This window comes from Beijerinckia mobilis (genome assembly GCF_000745425.1).
In the GTDB taxonomy this organism is placed as follows: domain Bacteria; phylum Pseudomonadota; class Alphaproteobacteria; order Rhizobiales; family Beijerinckiaceae; genus Beijerinckia; species Beijerinckia mobilis.
The window spans coordinates 133,058-155,092 of sequence record NZ_JQJH01000010.1; the positions used below are offsets into that span (position 1 = coordinate 133,058).

The 22,035-nt window shown below is 58.0% G+C and carries 19 protein-coding genes; 13 read left to right on the plus strand and 6 right to left on the minus strand.

Going from position 1 to position 22,035, the window contains the following annotated elements; all coding sequences use genetic code 11:
- Positions 1–153 precede the first annotated feature (153 nt).
- Positions 154–1,149: a sugar-binding transcriptional regulator gene (locus DL88_RS09940; RefSeq protein WP_051955812.1), complete on the plus strand. Its 996-nt coding sequence runs from the start codon at positions 154–156 to the stop codon at positions 1,147–1,149.
- A gap of 524 nt (positions 1,150–1,673) precedes the next feature.
- A complete protein-coding gene (locus DL88_RS09945) occupies positions 1,674–2,438 on the plus strand; it encodes a FadR/GntR family transcriptional regulator (protein ID WP_051955814.1) in 765 nt (254 codons plus the stop codon).
- A 4-nt stretch (positions 2,439–2,442) separates the two neighbouring features.
- Here DL88_RS09945 and DL88_RS09950 read toward each other — a convergent pair whose 3' ends face one another.
- The 6 genes from DL88_RS09950 to uvrC all read right to left on the minus strand — a co-directional run bounded on the left by DL88_RS09950 (position 2,443) and on the right by uvrC (position 12,479).
- Entirely contained in the window at positions 2,443–6,729 is a 4,287-nt protein-coding gene (locus DL88_RS09950; protein ID WP_051955815.1) for a translocation/assembly module TamB domain-containing protein, read from the minus strand.
- The gene (locus DL88_RS09955; protein WP_051955816.1) at positions 6,726–8,723 is read right to left on the minus strand and encodes an autotransporter assembly complex protein TamA; all 1,998 of its coding nucleotides are present in this window, start codon (positions 8,721–8,723) and stop codon (positions 6,726–6,728) included. Before DL88_RS09955 ends, DL88_RS09950 begins: the two co-directional genes overlap by 4 nt.
- Before the next feature lie 257 nt (positions 8,724–8,980).
- Complete coding sequence (locus DL88_RS09960) at positions 8,981–9,511, minus strand: molybdenum cofactor biosynthesis protein MoaE (RefSeq protein WP_051955818.1); 531 nt, start codon at positions 9,509–9,511, stop codon at positions 8,981–8,983.
- Positions 9,512–9,513: 2 nt separating this feature from the next.
- Positions 9,514–9,765 (minus strand): molybdopterin converting factor subunit 1, encoded by a 252-nt coding sequence (gene moaD, locus DL88_RS09965; protein WP_034995354.1) that lies wholly within the window; start codon positions 9,763–9,765, stop codon positions 9,514–9,516.
- Between the two features lie 4 nt (positions 9,766–9,769).
- Entirely contained in the window at positions 9,770–10,366 is a 597-nt protein-coding gene (gene pgsA, locus DL88_RS09970; RefSeq protein WP_034995356.1) for a CDP-diacylglycerol--glycerol-3-phosphate 3-phosphatidyltransferase, read from the minus strand.
- A 4-nt stretch (positions 10,367–10,370) separates the two neighbouring features.
- Positions 10,371–12,479 (minus strand): excinuclease ABC subunit UvrC, encoded by a 2,109-nt coding sequence (gene uvrC / locus DL88_RS09975; protein ID WP_034995359.1) that lies wholly within the window; start codon positions 12,477–12,479, stop codon positions 10,371–10,373.
- Positions 12,480–13,004: 525 nt separating this feature from the next.
- On the opposite strand from uvrC, the gene DL88_RS19355 reads away from it, so the two are divergent.
- The 11 genes from DL88_RS19355 to minE all read left to right on the plus strand — a co-directional run bounded on the left by DL88_RS19355 (position 13,005) and on the right by minE (position 21,961).
- Entirely contained in the window at positions 13,005–13,568 is a 564-nt protein-coding gene (locus DL88_RS19355; protein WP_156971035.1) for a hypothetical protein, read from the plus strand.
- An 862-nt stretch (positions 13,569–14,430) separates the two neighbouring features.
- Positions 14,431–14,835, plus strand: coding sequence for a DUF2147 domain-containing protein (locus tag DL88_RS09985; RefSeq protein WP_034995361.1), 405 nt, complete (start codon positions 14,431–14,433; stop codon positions 14,833–14,835).
- A gap of 136 nt (positions 14,836–14,971) precedes the next feature.
- The gene (locus tag DL88_RS09990) at positions 14,972–15,163 is read left to right on the plus strand and encodes a hypothetical protein (RefSeq protein WP_034995364.1); all 192 of its coding nucleotides are present in this window, start codon (positions 14,972–14,974) and stop codon (positions 15,161–15,163) included.
- 160 nt (positions 15,164–15,323) lie between these two features.
- Positions 15,324–16,256 (plus strand): ribose-phosphate pyrophosphokinase, encoded by a 933-nt coding sequence (locus DL88_RS09995; RefSeq protein ID WP_034995477.1) that lies wholly within the window; start codon positions 15,324–15,326, stop codon positions 16,254–16,256.
- 308 nt (positions 16,257–16,564) lie between these two features.
- A complete protein-coding gene (locus tag DL88_RS10000) occupies positions 16,565–16,801 on the plus strand; it encodes a hypothetical protein (RefSeq protein WP_051955822.1) in 237 nt (78 codons plus the stop codon).
- Between the two features lie 217 nt (positions 16,802–17,018).
- Positions 17,019–17,309, plus strand: a complete 291-nt coding sequence (locus DL88_RS20540) for an ATPase inhibitor subunit zeta (RefSeq protein WP_034995366.1) — start codon at positions 17,019–17,021, stop codon at positions 17,307–17,309.
- Positions 17,310–17,663: 354 nt separating this feature from the next.
- Entirely contained in the window at positions 17,664–18,872 is a 1,209-nt protein-coding gene (locus DL88_RS10010; protein WP_034995481.1) for an MFS transporter, read from the plus strand.
- Between the two features lie 104 nt (positions 18,873–18,976).
- A complete protein-coding gene (locus DL88_RS10015; protein WP_034995369.1) occupies positions 18,977–19,492 on the plus strand; it encodes a flavin reductase family protein in 516 nt (171 codons plus the stop codon).
- 428 nt (positions 19,493–19,920) lie between these two features.
- Positions 19,921–20,655 (plus strand): septum site-determining protein MinC, encoded by a 735-nt coding sequence (gene minC, locus DL88_RS10020; protein ID WP_034995372.1) that lies wholly within the window; start codon positions 19,921–19,923, stop codon positions 20,653–20,655.
- 194 nt (positions 20,656–20,849) lie between these two features.
- Complete coding sequence (minD, locus tag DL88_RS10025) at positions 20,850–21,668, plus strand: septum site-determining protein MinD (protein WP_034995483.1); 819 nt, start codon at positions 20,850–20,852, stop codon at positions 21,666–21,668.
- Positions 21,665–21,961 carry a cell division topological specificity factor MinE gene (gene minE / locus DL88_RS10030; protein WP_034995374.1) on the plus strand — a complete coding sequence of 99 codons (297 nt, stop codon included), beginning with the start codon at positions 21,665–21,667 and terminating at the stop codon, positions 21,959–21,961. The genes minD and minE overlap by 4 nt, the downstream gene beginning before the upstream one ends.
- The last annotated feature ends 74 nt before the right edge of the window (positions 21,962–22,035 follow it).

A 22,035-nucleotide genomic window follows, 5' to 3' on the forward strand; every position in this document is an offset into this window, starting at 1 on the left:
CCTTTCCGGGCGGCGCGCAAATTGCCGAAATCCTTTTCTGCACCCCCAACTATATGACGTCGACTATCTTGCCGCCTGCATGTATAGCATCGCGCGGCTTTCGCGCGTTCGAAGGCTTCGGAACAGGCGCAGTGCAACAAGGCATGCGGGACCATGCAAAAACGGACGGGCGAGCGCTCCCATGCGCTGGAACAAAAGCAGCAGGATCAGCGGCGGCTCGATCTCGCCGCACGGGCTGCCTGGCTCGCCTATGCACTTGGCCGCACGCAGGATGAAATCGCGGCTGAACTCAATCTGTCGCGCCAGAATGCGCAACGCCTGATCGCGCTTGCCAGCGCGCTCGGTCTCGTCAAGTTCCGGCTCGATCACCCGCTCGCCGATTGTATTGTCAAAGCCCAGAAATTACAGGATAAATTCGGACTGAGACACGCCGAGGTGGTGCCGGCGACGCAGGATGAGGCGGATAACCGGCTCTCCATCGGTGTGGCGGTCGCTTCCTATATTGAGACGCTGCTATCGCGAACAGAGCCGCAAATACTCTGCCTCGGCACCGGCCGGACATTGCGTGAGGCGGCGCATCAGATCCCATTGTTGGAAAAGCCGAAACACAGGATCGTGTCGCTGATCGGCACGGTCGGGCCGGATGGACGCGCGAGCCCCTATGATGTCGTCATGCGTCTTGCCGATCGCGTCGGGGCCCAATGTTACCCCATGCCGATGCCGGTTCTGGCGGATGGTCCGGAGGAACAGCGCGTTCTGCAGGCGCAGAAAGGCATGCGTGCGCTCCTTGCGCTGGCCGAGGAGGCGCGTACCTGGATCGTCGGCATTGGTGATCTTGGACCGCAGGCTTCCCTCCATGTCGATGGCTTCGTCACCGATGAGGAACTGGCGGAAATGCGCGAAAAAGGTGCGATCGGGGAAATTCTCGGCTGGACCTTCGATGCCGCCGGGCAAAAGGTGAAAACATCGATCCATGATCGGCTGATTTCGGTCGGTCTCGCTTCTCCCATTCCGGAACATCGGACGATTATCGCTGCTGTGGGAGGCGCGCAAAAGGTGGCGCCACTGCTAGGGGCTTTGACTGGCGGATTGATCAATGGCGTGATCACGGATGAGCGAACCGCGCAGGCTTTGATCGATATGTCGTAGGTTCCAGGCTGAGACGTGCTCTGCCTGCGAACGCAGGATGAACGCGGCTCGCCCTCGATGGGTCCCGCGACTCCCTAGTGCGGCGTTCCGTCGCACTTCATGGTTGCCGACCGGGCGTAACCCATTGGGAATGTCGAGATTCCTATGGGAAGCAAAGGTTGAGCATGGTTGGGCTCCAGCTAAACCCTGGCAGGAAGTCCGATTGCTTGTAGCGGTTCGATAGGAAAATATGAAAAGTAACCAAAGATCGGACCGAAGAAAAACGGCATTATCAGAAATAATTTCCGGAATTATCGAAAAATTTTCAAGCCGGCGAAGTTGGTGGATACTTCCGGCAGATATTGGGATCATCTTTCAGTACGTTTCAAGTGCGGCAAAGCTGGATCGGAATGCTGTTGCAATGAAGTCAGTAGGAGGCCGTGCTCTCTCATTTTGCCCATTGCGCCGGTGTCGATAGCCACCAGATTTCCCGAAAGGGGACGGCCGCATTTTGAATTGATGCATTTTGGAAGGATTTAAAGTCGATGACGGGGCTTATTCAGCCGCTCAAACTTGCCGACAAGGTCGCACAATATCTCGAACGCCTGATTCTCGAAGGCGTTCTGAGAGAAGGGGAGCGGCTTGGCCCCGAGCGCGACCTTGCCGAGAAGCTTGGCGTCTCCCGCCCTTCTCTGCGGGACGGACTTGCCCGCCTCGAGCAAAAAGGTTTGCTGGTTACCACCAAACACGGGACTTTCGTCACCAATTTCATGGCGCCGATTTCCGAACCGCTTGCGGCTTTGTTCAGCAGCGAACCCAGTGCCTTGAAGGATTATTTCGAGTTTCGGCGTCTGCTTGAAGGACAGGCGGCGGCGCTTTCCGCCGAGCGCGCCACATTGATCGATCGCGAGAAGATCGCCGCTTGTCTCGAACAGATGCAGGCCTCTCATAATGAAGACGATCCGCGCAATGAGGCTCGGCAGGATGTCGATCTGCATGTGCTGATTTACGAGGCGACACATAATGTCGTTCTGCAGCATACGATGCGCATGCTCGCCAATATGCTGATGAAAGGCATTTTCTACAGCAGGATCAGGCTTTACGAGCGGCCTGACGTGCGCAAAAACCTGCTGGATCAGCATGTCCGTCTCGCCAAAGCCGTTCTTGAGGGGCAACCGCAGGAGGCGCGGGATGCTGCTCATGCCCATATCGATTATACGGGGCAGGTCACGGCGTCACTCGCCGAGGAGGATGAGCGCACGGCGGCGTCGCTGCGGCGTCTCAATCGCGAGGATTTTCTGGCAGGCTGATCCTTCAGCGATAATCCCACTGACCGCCGATTCCGAGCTCGGCGCCTCCATCCATTCCGGACGAGCCCGTAACTTTGAGATTGCGGGTGATATCGATATCCACCGTCGCCCGGCTGGAGCTTGGTGTCGTGCCCTGCGTGACGCCGAGATAGATCCGGTCGTTGAGCCTCTTGCCGAGGCCGAATTGCGCGCCGGAACCGCTGCTCGTATCGACTCCGAGCGTATCGACTCCGAGCGTCTTGCGCAGGGAATTGAGGGCGCTCGATCCGCCCCCGGAGAATTGCGCGACCGTCTGCGCGAGCTGGATCGCCTGGCTGGTGGTCAGCGAGCCGGTCGAGCGGCCAAAAAGCAACCGCGCCAGAATTTCATCCTGAGGCAGTTCTGGCGTCGAGCTGAAGGAGATTTTGGGCTCCGAAGCGGTTCCGGTGACGAGAATTTTCGCCGTTATATCAGAGCTGGTGGTCTCTGTGGTGAAATTGAGATCAGGATCAGTGGTGCCGTTGAAGGCGACGTGACCTTCTGTAAAGGTGAGGCGGCGGCCGAGCACATCGAATTGACCACGCTGGAGGTCGAAGGCGCCGGAGGTTTGCGGCGCCGCGCTGGTGCCGGTGATATGCAGATTTCCACTCAATTCGGCGGCCATTCCCATGCCGTGGACGAAGACATTATTCACGGCGGCAATGGTCAGGTCGAGATCGGCGATGAAAGGTTGCGGCCGCTTTTGCTGGTTGCGTTTGCGGCGCTCAGCCTCGGCCATCCGTTTGGCGATTGGATGGTTGGCCGGCACATTGATGTGGTGCACGCGCAGAATTTCGGCGTCCGAGCCGGGCAGGCGTTCCTGAATATTGATGTCGAGCGCCTTGACGTCGATGCGGCCGGCGACTTTCGGCCGCTGCGAGAGCGAGCCGGTCAGATTGAGCTTGCCGTTGGCGATGAAGCGCATGAGATCGCTTGAAACCAGCACCGCATTGTTCATTCCTATATCGATGCTTCCAGGGAAACCTGCTGCTGGATCGATCCTTATCTGTCCCTGTCCGTGCAGGCTGCCGTTCGTTTGTGTCTGCGCGGTAAAGGAATTGATCCTGATATCGCGGCCTGACGCCGTTGCCGTTGCGGTAATCGGATCGAGTTTCACGCCGTTGACGACATCCTCGAAGGCGCCATTCGCGAGCCGCAGCGAGCCATAGACCTGCGGCGCGGCGATGGTTCCCTTCACATCGGTGTCGATAGTCACCTCGCCGCCGACACGCATGCCCGAGGTTGCGAGCAGGGCATTGGCCTGTTCAAGCGCTAGCGTGCCGCGCAGTTTCAGCGCAAGCGCACCATCACCGAGTGGCGCCGAGCCGGTCACAGTGAACGGCCTCCCTGAAAGGCCGGACAGGCGCCCGTCGATACTGACGCGCTTGCCATCGAGCTGGCCGCTGGCGCTGGCATCGAGCGGCCTGACACCGGAGCGGATCAATTGCGGCATGGTGAATTGCTTCACCGAGACCGAATAACGCCCCGACGGTGCCGAGGCCGAACCCGTAAGATTGACCGTGGCATTGACCGTGCCGCGCAGATCGAGATCGGGTGAGGAGGCGCGGGCGACCGCCAGAGGCAGATTTTGCACGGCGACATCAAGCGCGAGCGTTTTTCCGGCGCGGCCGCGAACATTGATTTGGCCCCGGTTGGCAGCTAGCACGAAACGATCGATCGTCAGGGTCCCGTCGCGCCAGAGAAGTTGCGCGGGCGGGCTGAGCGTGGCGGTGACGTCGGAACGGGCGAGCCGCAAGGATCTAAGCGTAACCGCTTTCTGATCAGCGGTGGATGTCAGCAGGGCATCTGCCGTGAGCCGGCTTCCATAGCCTTCCCCGGCGAGGGAAAGCGTGCTCGAGGGACCGCTAGAGGCGGCGTTGAGGCGAAGCGTGTCGAAGCGTGCGCCGGCGGCCTCTATGCCGGAGAGGCTGGCCTTGCCGTCGAGCAGCAGACTTGCCTGTGGATCGGCAACGCGCAGATCAAAGCTGGAAGCAGCGAGCCGATAGGTATCGTAGAGAAGGTTCGTGGCATTGCCTTTGGCATTGATGATCGGCTTGCCGTTCTGCATCGAAGCCGAAACCTCCGCGTCGAGCCGGCCACCGAGTTGCGCCAAGATAAGTGGTGAAAGATCGCCGAGATCGGTGGCCTTGATCTGAACCTTGCCGTCGAGCGCCCCATCAACCGCGCGCGTGCCCTGTCCTACGAGCCGGACGGACCCAAGCGAGAGATCGAGCCCTTCAAGCGCCTGCGACTGATCCGGCCGGGTCAGAAATTGGCCACTGCCTGAAGCTGTCTTGCCGCCGATTTTTCCGGCCAGGGTCAATTGTGCTTGCGGCGCGCCGATGAGATCGGCGCCGATGATGGCGAGGCGGAGATCCTCGATTCTTTGTCCCATTGCCTGTCCCTGCGGCACGCGGAACGTGAGATCGAGACCCGGTTTGTTCAGACTCCCAGTGACGGCTACGGTCACGTTTGCCTTGCCCGCGAGACGATCGTCGAACAGGGAGAGATCGGCGGCGGCAAGATCGAATTTGAGATCGGATTGCGTGCTGTCAACGATCCCGTTGGCGGTCAGATCAAGTCCCTGCGCATTGAGCGTAAAAGATTTGACGGACAGGGTGCCGTCCTTGGCGCGGGAGAGAGCCCCGTTGAATTTCGCCTGTTTGAAGGGGCGATCTATGGCGGGGATGTTCATTTTGAGATTGCGCAAGTCGCCGGAGAGATCGATCGCGACCTGGCTAAGGTCGGGCGCTCCGTCGAAACGTGCGGATAATTGCATCGTCCCATCGACCGGCCGCCCGACGAGGGGCGCGAAAGCCGAAAGATCGAGCCGTGGCATTTGCATCGTGCCGTTGAAGGCGCCGCCACCGAGCTTGCCTTCGAATTGCGCTTCGAGCGGCAGGAAATCGAGGCGCGCGGAGGTCCAGGTCATTGCATGATCGGCTGACAGAAGGCCATCGGCGGAAAAACGGGCCTCCTTGCCGATCGCTTGGGCGATTTTCGGCGAATCCGCGCGCAATCCGGAAGCCGATGCCTCGACCCGCAGGGCGAGCGGCGCCAGCGGCGAATGCTGCGTGGTGGCATTCACGGCCAAGGTCCGGGCGCCATAGCCATCGGCGGAGGGCTGGTCGATGACGAGCTTGGCATTTGCGAGTGGTTCGAGAAGGGCGCCGCGCGCCGAGCCGCTGAGATGCAGACCGGACCAGTCGAGACCGCGTGCCAGTGCGCCATAATTTTTTGCGGCACTTCCCTCGGCCTTGAAGGTGAGATTGGTTTGATCGGCGGCAAGATCCAATGTTCCCTGCATCTCGGCCGAGAGCGCCGCCAGAGACAGGGCAAGGGAATCGATGGCGAGCTTTTTGTCTTCGCCGATCGTCATGGTTCCGGTGAGTTTGGAAGCTCCGGCCACCAGCGGCGCGACCTCTTCGGAAACGAGCGGCGCAAGATCGCCATTGAAGGCGAAACCGGCGTTGATGCCTTGCTGTGCCGCGCGCAATTGAACGGTCCCCTTCAACCGCTCTGTCTCATTGGCAGCGAGGTCGAGCGCACCATCCCAGTTTTTCAGCGTGCCGCTTCCCTTGATGGCGAGCCGCAGGGCGGGCTGATCGCGCAGAGAGAGAAGGGTTCCGACGAGACCGCCAGCAGGCTCCGAGGCTTCGATGTCGAGATCGAGCTTTTCCCCGTCCGGAAGGTAGCGCAAAGTGCCGGCGAAACGGCCTGGCACATCCTTGCGATCGAGCGTCAGGGCGAGCTGCAATCCCTGCGCGGGGTCGTCGAAGGCGGCGGAGCCGTTGATTGCAAATTGTACCGGCTGGCCGAGGACCGGAGCGCCGAGACCGATGTTGGGCATCGAAAGATGATCGAGGCGCAGGCTGGGCAGGGAAGGTAGCGAGAAGGATTGACCGGAAGCGGGAGATTGAGCCTGACTTTCCGGCAGCCGGAAGAGATGGACCGTGCCGGCGCTCAAATCCTCGACGTGGATGCGACCGCCAAGAAGCGCCAGCGGTTTCCAACGCAAAGTGGCATCCGTGACCTCTGCGACGGCACCCTTGCGGTCTGTCACATTGATGCGGCCGACGTGTATGTCGAAGGGCACGAAGCCGCTGATCCGCTCGATCGTGATGGTCTGGTCCGGTGATGAGGCGAGGCGTGACAGTAGGGACGCGAGTGCATCCTGGCCGGGGCGTGTCTGCAGACCGAGGATGATAAGGCCACCGAGGCCCGCGAGTGCGGCGAGCGTGGTCGCGCCTGTACGAACCAGAATCCGCCTCAAAACGCCTGTCCTATGCTGATATAGATGCCGTAATTGGAATCGCCCGGCTGACGGTTGATCGGGACGCCGACGTCGAGGCGAATGGGGCCAACGGGTGTGTAATAGCGCAGGCCGAGACCCGCCGAATAACGGATCGTGCTGAGCGACGGCAGCGAGCTGCGAAACGCCTCGCCGGCGTCGATGAATGGCACGACGCCGATGGTATCGGTGACGCGGATACGCATTTCCGCCGAGGCCATGAAGAAGCTGAGGCCACCGATCAGATTGCCATATTGATCACGCGGGCTCGCCTGCTGATAGCCATAGCCGCGCAATGTCCCGCCGCCGCCGATATAGAACCGCCGTTGTGGCGGCACGGCATAAAGATCGGCGCCGATCAGGCTGCCCGCGCCGACCCGCCCGGCGATAATATACTTTTTATCCTCGTCGAAGGCATGGTACCCGGAAACGATGGCCTTGGCGAGAACGGGGCCGGGGCCGTTCTGGCCGAGCGAGGCGAAAGGCTCGAGTGTCGCGGTGACGCGCGCGCCGCGTGACGGATCGAGCGGCGAATCGGTTGAATCATAGGAAAGATCGATCGGGATGCCGGCGGTGAAATCGTTGCGCGGGTAGATCGGATTGTCCTGGCTGCGTGAATATTCGAGGTCGACGCCGGCCTGTACGCTTAGCTGATCGGAATAGCGGTGCCTGACGCCGCCGAGGAATGTCGCGGCGGAACGGACATAGGCGCTGGTGACCTCGCGCAGAATGGCGGCCTGCGCGTTGAGATCGTCCTGCGGCGTAAAGATATCGGGCTTGGTGAAAGTGGCGGCGAGCTTATAGCCCAGCCGGTTGGCATTGGGCACGCCATAGAGCGCGCCGCCATACCAGGAGCCGTATGCGTCGATGCGCAGGCTTTCGCCGCGTCCCCAGAGGTTTCTGTCACCCCAGAAAGCGTTGATGGCGCCGCCTTCGGTATTGGAATATTTGGCATTCGCGCCGACGAAATGCGGCAGACGCTCGACAATATCGAAGGTGACAGGCAATTCTCCGTTCTTGTCGAGCGATTGTGCCTCCTTGATCCGGACCGTGCTGATAGCGGGGAGGGCGACGAGCCTCTTGCGGATACGGCTGATGCGATCGGGGGAATAGGGTTCGCCCTGTTCGATGTCGATCTGACGCTCGACGAAATCGCGTTTCAGATCCTGCGTCCCCGTCACTTGGATGGGGCCGAACCGGCCCTTGGGACCAGGATCGACGAAAAAGGTCATATCCAATTGCCGCGTCGCATGATCGGCGACAATGTCCCGGCTGGTGATCTTGGCGAAGGGATGGCCTTCTCCACGTAAATGGTCGACGATCATCTGCTCCGCGCGAAAGATCGGATCCGCGAGCGCCGGCTTGCCGGGATCAAGGCGCATGTCATGCGTCGAAGGGACGTCGGTGAAGGGTCGTTTGGTCGCGGCATCGAGAATAGTCAGCTTGCCGTAGGTGAAACGCTCCCCCGTCGCGACATGGATCGTGACTTTGACCGGCCCGGCCTTGCGGGCTTTTTCCACCGCGGGAAAGGCGTCGAGATCATCGGGTGCGTAACCTGCGACCTTGATATCGATGGTTCCGCCATAATAGCCCTGACCAAAGAGCGCCGCCATCAGCCGTTTGCGGTCCGCGAAGGCACGGCGGATGAGTCCAGCGGCACCAGAAGGCGTCACCTCTTGCAGGCTTTTCAGATTGGAGGCGTCATTGAGTGTCGACGCCAGGGATTCATCGCCTGAAACAGTCAGCGTGACATCATAAGGCACACCATCGAAGGCAGCCTTCTTCTTCTCATTATCGTTGTTCTGGCCGTCAGGATTGAACCAGGAAAAGAGCTGACTGAAGAAGGTCGGGTCGTCATCGGCATGGGCCTCGGTCATCATGCCGGTCTGCGCAATGAAAACTGGAAGAACCAGGCCATAGGCTGTGGCAAGGAAACGTGTGATCGTCCCTAGCGGGGGCAAGCAACTTTCCTTCATGCCTCTTCCAATGACGTCATCTGCAGTTCAAACTCGCATGCTCCCGGCCGGAAGACCCGGTCGTGCGTTGAACACTGGCTTGGAGAAACCCTGGCGCATTTCCGGGAGCATCTGGCGACTTTATTAAGCTAGAAGTTTATCAATCTCTTTCCGGTCATAGCTTCGCGGCTTTCGACCCGTGCTTAAGGTTAATAAAATCTGATGTGTGGATTCGAAACGATCGCCGAGAAAGGGCGCCTCCTTCCGGACTGAGGGTCTCAGGCGGGTTTCGCTTCGGCTTGCTTGATTATGGGAATGATTTCCGGCTTTTCAGAAGGTTTATGGGGTGCCAGCCATTTTTCGGCGGCATCCTCATCCTCCTTTTTGGCACTGACCCAACCACCCACGCCTTTGGCCTTGAGATGTTGTTTCTTCCAGAACGGCGCTTCGGTCTTGAGGAAATCCATCAAAAATTCCGCCGCATTGAAGGCTTCGCCGCGATGCAGGCCGGTGGTGGCGACAAGAACGATAGGCTCGCCGGGAGTGATCATCCCGAAGCGATGGATGACGAGAATGTCCTGGACCGGCCAGCGCTCGCGCGTATCGGCGACGATTCTCTTGATCTCGTCTTCCGCCATGCCAGGATAATGTTCGATTTCGAGGGATTGAAGCACCCCGCCTTCATCACGGCAAAGGCCGGTGAAAGTGACGAGAGCACCGAGATCGCACCGTCCATCAGTCAAGACGGCGCATTCCGTCGCCGCGTCGAAGAGTTCCGCCTGTACCCTGACGATCGTCTTGCCGGTCACGCTCAGCCTCCTGTCATCGGCGGGAAGAAGGCGATTTCACGCGCCTGGCCAAGTGCGGTCTCCGGTTTGACGTATGTATGGTCGAGCGCCGCGCGGATGGTCTTTTCGTTTTCGAAGGCGGCGGCATAGCCTTCTCCCTGGTGAGAGAGCCAGGTCATGAGTTCGCCAACCGTCTTGATCGAATCAGGCGGCGTGATGTCTTCCTCATTTTTGCCGATGCGTTCCCGCACCCACGAAAAATAAAGTGCTTTCATTGGCTCACTCGTCGATCACATGCTTCACGCCCGCGAGAAGATAATCGCAGCCCGTATAAAGTGTAAGCAAGGCCGAGGCCCAGAAAAGCCCGAGACCGATCACGATTGTGCCAGGGATAAGCTTTTCACCGGCCGGACCGGCGATCAGAAAGCCGAGGGCGATGAGCTGCACGGTGGTTTTCCATTTGGCGACCTTACTGACCGGCACCGGCACTTTAAGCTCGGCGAGATATTCGCGCAGGCCTGAGACAAGGATTTCCCTGCACAGAATGACCACTGCCGCGCAAAGCGAATAGCTCTTCAGTGTATGATCGGCGACGAGCATCACGATGACCGACGAGACGAGCAGTTTGTCGGCAATCGGGTCGAGCATTCTCCCGAGTGAGGATTGCTGCGAGAGGGCGCGCGCCAGATAACCATCGAGAAAATCAGTGATGCCGGCGACGACGAAAAGACCCAGTGCGATCCAGCGCATGGCGTCGAATTCCGACCAGAACAGACAGCCGACGACAAGGGGGACGACAAGCAGCCGTCCGTAGGTCAGAAGATTAGGCAAAGTCAGCGCCTGACTATTGCCGCGGGAAATCGTCGAAAGTGCCATGCCTCTATTTGCCACGCTCATGAAAAAAATCATAGATGAGCTTCGCACTTGCTGCATTGATCCCCGGAACTTTTTCGAGATCCGGCAGGGCGGCGCGGGAGACGGCTTTCGCTGAGCCGAAAGCGTTCAGGAGCGCGCGCTTGCGTGCCGGGCCAATGCCGGTGATTTCATCAAGCGGGTTTTTGGTGAATTCCTTACGCCTTTTCGCGCGGTGGGTTCCAATCGCGAATCGATGGGCCTCATCACGCAGCCGCTGTACGAAATAAAGGGCGGGATCGCGCGGCGGCAGGCGGAATGGCTCCTGCCCCTCCACAAAGAAGGTCTCGCGCCCAGCGTCGCGATCGACTCCCTTGGCGATCGACGCCAGAGCGACGCGCTCGATGCCCAATTCGTTCAGGATCGTCCGGGCCGCCTCGAACTGACCCTGACCGCCATCGATGAGTACCAGATCGGGCCATTGGGGGAAGGTCTCTTCGGTATTTTCCGCGCCGGTACCCTGATCTTGGCCTAGATCTGGGGTTGAGTCTTCGCGCAGAAGCCGGGTAAACCGGCGGCGCAGCACCTCCCGCATCATGCCGAAATCATCGCCGGGCGTCAGTTCCTGATCCTTGATGTTGAAGGTGCGGTAATGGGTCTTCATGAAACCGGAAGCACCGGCGACAATCATGGCGCCGATCGCATTGGTACCCATGATATGGGAATTGTCATAGACCTCGACGCGTCTCAAGGGCCGGTCGAGATCGAATGCGCGGGCGAGTTCCGCAAGCAGTTTCTCCTGCGAGGCCTGATCGGCCAATTGCCGCGCCAGCGTTTCGCGGCCGTTTTGCGCAGCCGCCTCGACCAGTTCCCGCTTCTCGCCTCGGCGCGGAACAGCGATTTCGACTTTATATCCGCTGCGTTCCCCGAGGGCCTGCGCGAGCAATCCGGCATTTTCGATCTCTTCGGATAAGAGAATGAGCCTGGCGGCAGGTTTATCGGAATAGAACTGGGCGAGAAAGGCATCGAGCACTTCGCCGAGGGACAGGCTCTTGTCGGCGCGCGGGAAATAGGCCCGGTTGCCCCAGTTCTGCGAGGCGCGAAAGAAGAAGACCTCGACGCAGAAATGGCCGGCCTCCTCGACGATGGCGAAGACATCGGCTTCTTCAACGGTTCGCGGATTGATGCCCTGCGCGCCCTGAATCGCCGACAAGGCGCTGATTCTGTCCCGCAGGCGCGCGGCCTGCTCGAATTCCAGGGCTTGCGACGCCTGTTCCATTTCGCGCGCGAGCATTTCCCGGACAGTCCGGCTTTTACCTGAAAGAAAGTCGCGCGCCTCGCCGACGAGCCTTTCGTAATCCTCAAGGCTGATCTCGCCGGTGCATGGCGCCGAGCAACGTTTGATTTGATGCAGAAGGCAGGGCCGCGTCCGGTTCTCGTAATAGCTGTCGGTGCAGGAGCGCAGGAGAAAGGCGCGCTGCAGCGCGTTCAAAGTCCGGTTGACGGCCCAGACGCTTGCGAAAGGCCCGAAATAATCACCATTCCGGCTGCGCGCTCCGCGATGTTTGGTGATCTGTGGCGCGGCATGATCCTTGGTGAGCAGAATGTAGGGAAAGGATTTGTCGTCGCGCATCAGGACATTGAAGCGCGGCTTCATCTGCTTGATGTAATTGGTCTCGAGCAGAAGCGCTTCGGTTTCCGTCGCCGTCGAGACGAAAATCATGGAGGCCGTCAGGCTGATCATCCGGGCGATGCGATTGGTATGGCCACCAATCCGCAGATAATTGGCAATGCGCTTGCGGACGCTCTTCGCCTTGCCGACGTAGAGAACCTCACCATTTTCGCCGATCATCCTGTAGACGCCGGGACCCAGCGGGGCGTGCTGCCAGTAATGCCGGATGACATCGACGCCACGCCCGATGGCGGCGGCATCCGCCTCCATGCCTTCCATCGTCGGGGCAAGAAGTGCCGTGCCATCATTTTCATCTGGCTTGGTAAGGTCGTCGATCGCCTCTTCCGGATCGAATGGGAAGTCTTCCTGGTCCGGCGCGCGATTCTCCGCGCTGTCGCAAGGCACGGATTTGCCAGCCGGCCTCACGCCAGCCTCATCCTTCATGATTTTGGGAGTGGAAGCCATGGGACAGATTTAAGGAACCGGGCCAAGCGTGAAAAGAGGGTTTTCAAGACCGCTATCAATGGGCTCGGAGCAGCGAATCAATCCTTCGCCAAACCGGTCACTGTTGTGACCTTTCGAGAGACGGTTTGAAGTGTTCGAATTACCGCTGGTGAGAAGCGGTGTTTTTTCAAGGTTTCCATTCGGAGAGAGCGGCCGGGCAGGTGGGGAGCGCGCCATCCATCTCCTGAAATGAAAGCGTCATTTGTGCCGGAGAACCAGCATGATTTGCGAGAGACCTCCACAAGGGGTCCATTGACGAAATGCAGCGACGGCTGGACCTTGGTAAAAAATCAGTTTAGCTGTTGCTTGTTTATCAGAAAATAAGTGCGGTTTTCGGCCGCAGTCTTCCGCGTGTAGGTGGGGGTCATGGATCGAGCGGTTTATTCAGCATGGTCGCGGCGGTTGGCCAGTCCCTCACGGTCAATGTTCATCTGCTCATTGGCATTATTCATTGCAGGCTGTGTCTCTTCCTCGACGCAGCCGTCGGTGGGTACGACTGAAATGCGCATCGCCTGGCGGGAAGGAATGAGTCCCCGCGGCGCACGGATCGCCCTTGCCAGTTTTGGCGGCGCGTCTGAGGTTGTGGCTGATCGTTTCACCTATCTGTTTCACCAGGCCGCGGAACGCCGGGATATCGATCTCATTGCCGATGCCGAGCGGGATGGCGGCAAAACCGGCAGAAAACCGGAGTCCAAGCCAAACTATTTCCTGCGGGCCTATTTGAGCGCCACGCCGGATGACGGGGGAACATTGGTCGCGGCCGTTTGGGATATTTTCGATGCGTCGAAGAACCGGCTGCAGCGTCTCAAGAACATGCGGTTCATCAAGGCTGGCGCCGCGGATCCGTGGTCGGTGGTGTCGGATGCGACCTTGCAGGATCTCGCGACCAATGCTGCGGAAAATCTCGCAGCTTTCCTCAGTAACATGCCGGAAGCTCAACCGAGACTGTTGCAGGCCAATAATGCGCGAACGCCGGTTGAAGGACGAGCGGTTTCAATGGGTGCGCAGCCAAACGGCGACGCCTGGAACGGGCAGGGCGCCGCACGATAGGGAACAGGTCTGAGTTGGCCGTGCTTCCCATGCTTCTTCCCGGATCTGGAAACATAGCTCATGAAAAACTTTGCTTCATGACGAGCAATAATCTGCGAGAAGGCATATTTCCAATTTTTATCAGTTGTTTGTGCGATTTCCTTGAAATCCGGCCCGGACACCGGCGCTTTTGACTTGCTCCAAATTATTGATAGAAGACAGCGTGTCGTTGAAGACGCATGTCTCTTGATCGGAATAGGCGATCTTTCCGGTGTTCTATCGAGCCGAAAAGCGTGTTTTCCTTCCTGACGATCGCATGCGTTTCCAAAAGTATAGGGTGTCGCGCTTGAGCTGGTTCATCAAGCATTACTTTTCCCTATCGTATACCCGAATTCCGCAGGAATTCCGGGTTCCGTTCTTGTAAATCATTCGATTCCAATGATTTGCAAAAGTGTACCGCCTTATTCCTTTGGAATGGCGGTATATTAAGTCTCTTCAATCCCGACCTTTCGCGATGAAAGAGATCCGCCGCCACGCCGCCGGGGGCTTGGTCCCTGCTAGATTGTGCTCGCCGAGATTGGGTATATCCGGGATGAAAACTGAGAGCGGTTCCCGTAGTCTTCTGATGGATCGGCGCTCGACTTATTATCGGTTTGTAAATGTTCTTTGAACTAATTCCCTCGATATGCCTTCTTCGTGGCACTCTCCTCCCCGGCAAGATTTCGATCTGATGGCTCGCCGAAATCCGGTATCGAGCGTTCAGACCAATGGGTCGACCGCTCGAAGCTGAGATGATTTCGGGAGTCTCACCCTATACCTGCTCAAAACCCCTGCGGACTGGCCGGTTGATTGGCCACGATATTGATGAGAAAGCGAGAAGCTGATGAAACGTCTCCTTGCCTCCGTTCTGGCTGTCATGGCGCTCGGCGGGATCGCGCATGCCGATCCAGCCGGACAATGGCGTGTCGCCGACGGCAGCGCGATCGTTCAGATCAAGAAATGCGGCGGAAATTTCTGCGGTTATGTGGTCTCGACCAGGGATCCTGCCGGCAAGGACGTGAAAAACCCGGATCCGGCGAAACGCAATCGCTCCGTTCTCGGAATCGAGGTTCTGTTCGCTCTTAAACCCTCTGGCGACAATGTCTGGAAGGGTTTCAGTTATAATGCTGATGATGGGTTGACCTATACCGCGACCGTGACAATGACGGGCGACAATTCGCTCAAGATTGAAGGTTGCGTTCCCAATGGCGGCATGTGCGGTCGTGAGACGTGGTCCCGCGCAAACTAGAGCGTTTCGTCTATATCCGGAAACGCTTCGCTCAAAAAATCAGCGTATTTTCAATCCCATGAGATCATAAAGCGTCTCGGTGGGATAAGGAAAATACTCCAAGCCCGGTTTGCGGATCGCAATATGCAGAGCCTGCATGGCTCTGCTGGATCCGCTGCTGGAATGGCTCTCTGAACCCGTTCGGATATTTCCGAATGGCTCCATTGAAATGTGGAAAATTTTCAAGCGTTTGACGTGCGCATTTCTGCCGCGCGAGACGCAATCTGCCGACGGGCCGCAATTGTTTCAGCTACACAACGGAGTCTTCAGCTGTGTTGGGGTGGCATGATTGCTCCGGTTGGTGATCACTGGTAAGGGATGGGCTGCTTTTACGGCTTTGCCTGGACGTAATTGGCCGATTTCATCCACTGGGATGAAGTCGTCGCTGGCTTTCGTCCTGCAGGGGCCAATCGCATCCGGTTTACTCCCGCATCGGCATGGCGAATGAGATGATCATCCTTTCTGGTAATTCCAACCGTCCCTTATGCGAGGCTATTGCGGCCTATCTCAGTGTTCCCCTTACAAAATGCCAGGTCCGGCGCTTTGCCGATATGGAAGTCTTCGTCGAGATTCAGGAAAATGTGCGGGGCGAGGATGCGTTCATCGTTCAGTCGACATCCTTTCCGACCAATGATCACCTGATGGAATTGCTGATCATGACCGATGCGCTTCGCCGCGCGTCGGCGCGCCGCATTACCGCCGTCGTTCCTTATTTCGGCTATGCGCGGCAGGATCGCAAACCGGGGCCACGCACACCCATTTCGGCGAAACTCGTTGCCAATCTGATCACAAGGGCTGGGGCCGATCGCGTGCTTACCGTCGATCTGCATGCGGGCCAGATTCAGGGCTTTTTCGATATACCGACGGATAATCTGTTTTCGGCTCCGGTGATCGTCCGCGACATCAAGGAGCGGCTGGACTTGAGCAATGTCATGGTGGTCTCGCCGGATGTCGGGGGTGTGGTCCGCGCGCGCGCCTTGGCGAAACGAATCGATGCTCCCTTATCGATCGTCGACAAGCGCCGTGAGCGTGCCGGTGAGTCCGAGGTTATGAACATCATCGGTGATGTATCCGGCAAGAGCTGTATCCTGGTCGACGATATCATCGATTCCGGCGGAACGCTCTGCAATGCGGCGGAGGCCCTTTTGAAGAACGGCGCCAAGGAAGTGTATGCCTATATTACGCATGGCGTGCTTTCCGGGGGCGCTGTCGCCCGCGTCGCGGCCTCTTGCCTCAAGGAACTGGTGGTGACGGATACGATTCAGGCCACGGAAGCCGTTCGTGTCGCCAAGAATGTGCGTGTGATTTCCATCGCGCCGTTGATCGGCGAAGCGATAGGCCGCACGTCGAAGGAAGAAAGCGTCTCGAGTCTTTTCGACTGAGGCAGATTGGCTGGGGTGGCGGCCGTCGCATCCGGGCCCTTTGCAAGGAATGATGTTTATGAAGGCCAAGGCGCGGCTTCACGGCTTGGCCTTTATCTTTGCCGCTTCTCCCGGGTCTGCCTCTGCGGGACTCTTGACATTTAGTATATAAAATTTATAGATTAAATATGTTGATGCTCGGTGAGGTACCGGTGGCATCGTGACATCTTTTCCGAATTCCGTTCGCCCCTGAGCAATCTTGAATTTTAAGTATAAGCAGGCTTGAAGGAATTGCTTAGGCGCCGGCGGTATTGGCTCGTGGAGGCATTATGTCGGACGCCTATATCATCCAGATTGCGGGCAGCACGGTTGGCATCGTCGCGCGCGACGAAAGTGATCAAATCTTCAATTTCTTCTCCGCGACGCGAGAATTCAACATTTTGGAGAAGCATCGCTTTCAGGACCCGCTCTGCGCGGAAGAGGCTGCGCGTCACCTGCGCCGGCATGGCAATCTTCCGGCTCATTATGGCCATGAAGGACATGCCGAGGGGAGTGTTCCGGTTTGAACTGGCGGGCTGTCTGAGAAATTGGCAGGGGAAATTGGCAGGGCTCCATCACGTGCCTTTGATCGATAGCGCATGGGGCTCTGACGGCATTGGCCGCAACCTTTCCCGCTCACGATCGTTTTCCAGCCAACGGGAAGAAGAGCTTAATCCCCGATCAGTGAAGCTTCCGTCTTCAACCCGGAGAATCTTCTTCCGGCGTCGTGACAGGAGTATTCCCATGACTATGTTCTCGGATCGTGAAAGAGCCTATGAACAGGTTTTCGTGAATCAGCAGGACGAGGAATTTCGAAGGAAAACGCGGAGAAACCGCCGGTTCGCCCAATGGGTTGGCAGGAAACTGGCTCTCTCCGACAAGGAAGAAGCGATCTACGTCGACAATATGGTCGCCTATGGTGTCCTGCAGGATGACAAGAGCTTGATCGACAAGGCCTGGGAGGATTTTCAGCGCGCGCATCTTCCAGTCGATAAAGGCGATCTCGCACGTCAGCTCGAAATGTCGCAAAATTAGGTTCACGATAATTTTTAATTCGAAAGCCCCGGTCGCCAGATCGGGGTTTTGTCTTGGAAGAAGGGCAATGCTATTGCCTGAAATGGGCTGCCGTCGCCAAATGACTGTGGAACGAAACCTGTGGTGAGGGGGATCTGACGCCCTTCTTCATCAGGCTGTGACGTTCGTGCGATTGGATTGACGCATCAGGCTCTGCGGCCTTTCGATGATCCCACCGGTTCTATCTCGCCGCCATATTCGCAAAATTCCCGTTTGCCACTGCATCATCGCAATGGATTCCGATTACGCTTCGAAGAGGCGATCCATCGCGAATCCTCGTCGTCACCGCTCGCCGATCCTCATTTGAGAATTTGCATGCCTCCTGCTCTTTTCGCGCTGGCCCTCGCCTCTTTCGGCATTGGGACCGGCGAATTCGTCATTATGGGTATTCTGCCGCAGATCGCTCACGATCTTGGCGCGACCATTCCACAGGCCGGATCACTCGTCAGCGCCTATGCCATGACAGTGACTTTCGCGGGGCCTTTCGTTGCCGTTCTCGCGGCGCGGTTGCCACAGAAAGCGGCTCTGCTCGGTCTTCTCTCGCTTTTCCTTTTCGGCAATCTCTTCTGTGCGCTCGCCCCTGGCTTCTCGTTTCTTTTTCTGGCGCGCATCTTCACCGCCCTTGCGCATGCGGCTTTCTATGGCAATGGCGTCGTCGTTGCCGCAGGTCTCGTTCCGCCGCACCGCCGCACTCAGGCGATTGCTTTGATGTTTTCCGGCATGACCTTGGCCAATATTATCGGGGTTCCGGCTGGAACCTTGATAGGTGTTGCCTATGGCTGGCGGGCCACCTTCTGGACCATCACGCCGTTTCTCGCCATCGCATGGATTGCGCTTGCCGTTTTCCTGAAGCCGAGCAGGCAGGAACGATCGGCGGGCGGCTTTTTCAGGGAGTTCGTCGTCCTTCGGCGACCACAGGTGCTGCTGACGCTCATCGCCAGCGTTTTTGTCTCCGCAAGCCTGTTCATCATCCTGACCTATATTGCTCCATTGCTCTCCAATGTGACGCATATGGACGAGGCGCAGATTTCGAGCGCGCTGCTTCTCTTCGGCGCGGGCACTTTCGTCGGCACCTTTCTTGGCGGTCGGCTTGCCGACTGGCGGCAGACGACGACGATCGTCGGTGCCTTCCTGGCGCTCGCTGTCGTCTATGTGCTTTTTGCCTTTGCCGATCATTCCATACCCACGGCTTTTGTCACCATGTTCTTTCTTGGCGCCATCAGTTTCGCCAATGGGCCGGGCATGCAGGCAAGGGTGATCGATAAGGCGCATGAGGCGCCCAATATCGGCGCCTCGCTGATCCATAGTTCTTATAATTTCGGCAATGGGGCAGGGGCCTGGCTGGGTGGCGGTGCCATCGCCGCCGGTCTTGGCTATGCCGATCTGCCGTGGCTTTCCATGGTGCTCATCATTGTGGCTCTGATGACGATCGGCATCGCCCATGCACAAGATCAAGCGGCAAAAAACATGTCGCTTCCCAAATTAGAGTCTGACGCTCCGAGCCAACAAGATCGCGCCGCCTGATTGAAAGACTGTTTTTGTTCCGCCTTATTCAGGTAAGGTTTGCGATTGGAGGCATGCGATAGGCAGCCCTGCTTTTACTCGTAATTTCTTTGTCGTGAGGAACCATGTCTACATCAGAAACGCTCCCGGCCTCGGCTGCTCCCGATCTCGTTGCGACGTTCAAGACCGCCATGCGGCGGCTTGCCGCTTCCGTCACTGTTGTCACGGCGAGCAAGGACAAGGAACGGTTCGGCATTACCGCGACAGCGGTGACATCCGTCACCACGCAGCCGCCGGCCATTCTCGTCTGTGTCAATCGTACGACCAGCGTTCATTCCGTGCTGCAACTCGGCACGCCGTTCTGTGTCAATCTGCTGCACCATCAGCATGTGGAAATTTCCAACGCCTTCGGCGGATTCGTCAAATGTGACGATAAATTCGCCTTCGGCACCTGGCAGGATGATGAACAGAGCGTTCCTTTCCTTGTCGATGCGCAGGCAAACCTGTTTTGCGTCGTTGATGGATTGTTCGATTACGGCACGCATACGATCGTCATCGGCAAGGTGACATCGATTCTCACGACGGGTGATGTCGCGCCGTTGATCTATCAAAATGGCGGCTATCTCGGCCACGGAGCCTGATCAATACCATTGGTCATGCATCGGCCCGTCGGCAGCATCCCCGTCGATAAAGCCTGCACCCGGTTTTCCTGTGGAAAATCATTGCAAGAAGCGTTGCGGCAGTTTCTGCAACGCTTCTTCGAAAAATCGGCAGATATCCTAAAGGCTTAATAGAATGAGCCGATGCCACCGGATGAGGAAGATGATTGCCGGAGCTAAATGAGCAAAGGTCGGCGGTTCCACGCTCTTCTTTATTATATAAGATATAACAAAGTCTTATAAAACAGGAGCGGTTCTCGCGCTCGCTGCTTTTTCGTCGCAAGCCAGCTCTTTGGTCCTTGCTTAAAGGGTCCCTCGCCAAAGAGAGATGAAGAACCGTTAAGAGGTCTTAACAGTAAATTAACCAAGGACTGCCTAGATGAAGGGGTAAATTTCAAGAGGCGCCCTTCGTGACAGCAGCGGTTCGCTCCCGTCCTTCCCTTCGTTTTCGTGGCCGTTCCTTCCACGCCATGGTGCTGGCGCCAGAAGCGCCTGTATCGGCCTGGTTCGACGATCTTGATGAATGGATCAAGCGTTCGCCGGGATTCTTCCTTGGACGCCCGGTGGTTCTCGATGTGACCGGCCTGAATTTGAGCCGGTCGGCGCTCGGCGATCTGCTGCAGGAATTTTCCGCGCGCAGCATTCGCATTATGGGGCTCGAAGGCGCGGAGCTTTCCGGCCATGATTTACAAATGCCGCCGGTGCTGCGCGGCGGCCGGCGTGAGAATGTCATCGACCTTTTTGCCAATGATGACACTCAGTCCGCCATCCATGTCAATGGCCAGGCAGCCGGAACGGATACACATGAGGCTGAAGCCGCCGGTGCACTGCTGATCGATACGCCGGTGCGGTCCGGCCAGAGCATCATGCACCTTGAAGGCGATGTCATCGTCGTCGGTTCCGTGGCATCCGGAGCGGAAATCATCGCCGGCGGCTCCATCCACATCTATGGGTCGCTGCGCGGCCGTGCCATCGCTGGCGCCTCGGGGCGGAAGTCCCGGATTTTCTGCAGGAAATTCGAGGCGGAACTGCTGTCGATCGATGGCTTCTACATGACAGCGGATGCTGTCGAGCCACATCTCATCGGGCGGTCAGTCCAGGTCTGGCTCGATGGCGACAGGTTGATGGTGGCCGTACAGGAATGACAGCGACCAGGCTAGAGCATTTCGTATCTATCCAGAAATGCTCCACTCAGAACATTTACAGCATTTTCATGTATATGGAATCGCGGAGCGATCCAACGTAAAGACAAAATGCTGTAAAGCGAATTCGGACGTTGAAAGTAATGGATTTCGGTGGCTCACGGGCCTTTCCGAAAGCGGCTGCAGGGGAGGCCAGCATGGCCAAGGTTTTAGTCGTGACGTCCGGCAAGGGCGGTGTAGGTAAGACAACGTCGAGCGCGGCCTTGGGGACGGCGCTCGCACAGACAGGGCAGCGCGTGGTCGTCGTCGATTTCGATGTCGGCTTGCGTAATCTCGATCTCGTCATGGGTGCGGAGCGGCGGGTCGTCTTCGATCTCATCAATGTCGTTCAGGGTGAAGCGAAGCTTGTGCAGGCGCTCATCCGCGACAAGCGCCTCGATAATCTTTCCTTGCTGCCGGCCTCGCAGACACGCGACAAGGAAGCCCTGACGGAAGAAGGCGTCGGCAAGGTCATCGAGGAATTGCGGGAGAAATTCGACTGGATCGTCTGCGACAGTCCGGCAGGCATCGAGCGCGGCGCGACGCTTGCCATGCGTTATGCCGACCTCGCAGTCGTTGTCGCCAATCCGGAAGTTTCTTCCGTTCGTGACTCCGATCGGATCATTGGCCTGCTCGACTCGAAGACCTTCAAGGCCGAGCGGGGTGAACCGCTCGAAAAATATCTTCTGCTGACGCGCTATGACGCCGCGCGGGCCGAGCGCAACGAAATGCTGGCGGTCGAGGACGTTCTCGAAATTCTTTCCATCCCGCTGCTCGGCATTATCCCCGAGAGTGAGGAAATTCTGAAGGCTTCCAACGTCGGAACGCCTGTTACGCTCAATAATCCCTCCTGCGCGCCGGCACGTGCCTATCAGGAGGCTGCGCGGCGGTTGAACGGTGAAATGGTTTCCGTTTCCGTTCCGCGTGAGAAGAAGGGCGGTTTCCTCGGCAAATTGTTCGGACGGAGGGCTGCATGAGTCTGTTTGATTTCTTCAAGCGCCCGACGACCTCGGCGCCTGTCGCCCGGGAGCGGCTGCAGATCCTTCTCGCGCATGAGCGCGCGGTCATAGGCCGATCGGATCTGATTGCGATCCTGCGCGAGGAAATCCTTGCCGTCATCGCCAAACACGTCACCATGGAACCTGAAAAGGTCAATGTGAAAATGGAGCGTGGCGATACAGTCTCGACCCTGGAGGTTGAGGTGGAAGTGCCGACATCCGCCACCGCATCGAGCAAAAAGAAAGTCGAAGCGGCTCTGAGCGCCGGCTGAGCGACCTGTGCCTTCCTGAACGGGTCTCGACCCGTGCCCCTTGACCGGATTCCTTGACCGGTTCATCGGCGAGC

What these genes read in the sequence shown, in the direction of transcription:
- DL88_RS09940 (WP_051955812.1), top strand. Translation starts at nt 154, where the DNA reads ATGCAAAAACGGACGGGCGAGCGCTCCCATGCGCTGGAACAAAAGCAG.
- DL88_RS09945 (WP_051955814.1), top strand. Translation starts at nt 1,674, where the DNA reads ATGACGGGGCTTATTCAGCCGCTCAAACTTGCCGACAAGGTCGCACAA.
- DL88_RS09955 (WP_051955816.1), bottom strand. Translation starts at nt 8,723, where the DNA reads ATGAAGGAAAGTTGCTTGCCCCCGCTAGGGACGATCACACGTTTCCTT.
- moaD (WP_034995354.1), bottom strand. Translation starts at nt 9,765, where the DNA reads ATGAAAGCACTTTATTTTTCGTGGGTGCGGGAACGCATCGGCAAAAAT.
- pgsA (WP_034995356.1), bottom strand. Translation starts at nt 10,366, where the DNA reads ATGGCACTTTCGACGATTTCCCGCGGCAATAGTCAGGCGCTGACTTTG.
- uvrC (WP_034995359.1), bottom strand. Translation starts at nt 12,479, where the DNA reads ATGGCTTCCACTCCCAAAATCATGAAGGATGAGGCTGGCGTGAGGCCG.
- DL88_RS09985 (WP_034995361.1), top strand. Translation starts at nt 14,431, where the DNA reads ATGAAACGTCTCCTTGCCTCCGTTCTGGCTGTCATGGCGCTCGGCGGG.
- DL88_RS09990 (WP_034995364.1), top strand. Translation starts at nt 14,972, where the DNA reads ATGGCTCTGCTGGATCCGCTGCTGGAATGGCTCTCTGAACCCGTTCGG.
- DL88_RS09995 (WP_034995477.1), top strand. Translation starts at nt 15,324, where the DNA reads ATGATCATCCTTTCTGGTAATTCCAACCGTCCCTTATGCGAGGCTATT.
- DL88_RS10000 (WP_051955822.1), top strand. Translation starts at nt 16,565, where the DNA reads ATGTCGGACGCCTATATCATCCAGATTGCGGGCAGCACGGTTGGCATC.
- DL88_RS20540 (WP_034995366.1), top strand. Translation starts at nt 17,019, where the DNA reads ATGACTATGTTCTCGGATCGTGAAAGAGCCTATGAACAGGTTTTCGTG.
- DL88_RS10010 (WP_034995481.1), top strand. Translation starts at nt 17,664, where the DNA reads ATGCCTCCTGCTCTTTTCGCGCTGGCCCTCGCCTCTTTCGGCATTGGG.
- DL88_RS10015 (WP_034995369.1), top strand. Translation starts at nt 18,977, where the DNA reads ATGTCTACATCAGAAACGCTCCCGGCCTCGGCTGCTCCCGATCTCGTT.
- minD (WP_034995483.1), top strand. Translation starts at nt 20,850, where the DNA reads ATGGCCAAGGTTTTAGTCGTGACGTCCGGCAAGGGCGGTGTAGGTAAG.
- minE (WP_034995374.1), top strand. Translation starts at nt 21,665, where the DNA reads ATGAGTCTGTTTGATTTCTTCAAGCGCCCGACGACCTCGGCGCCTGTC.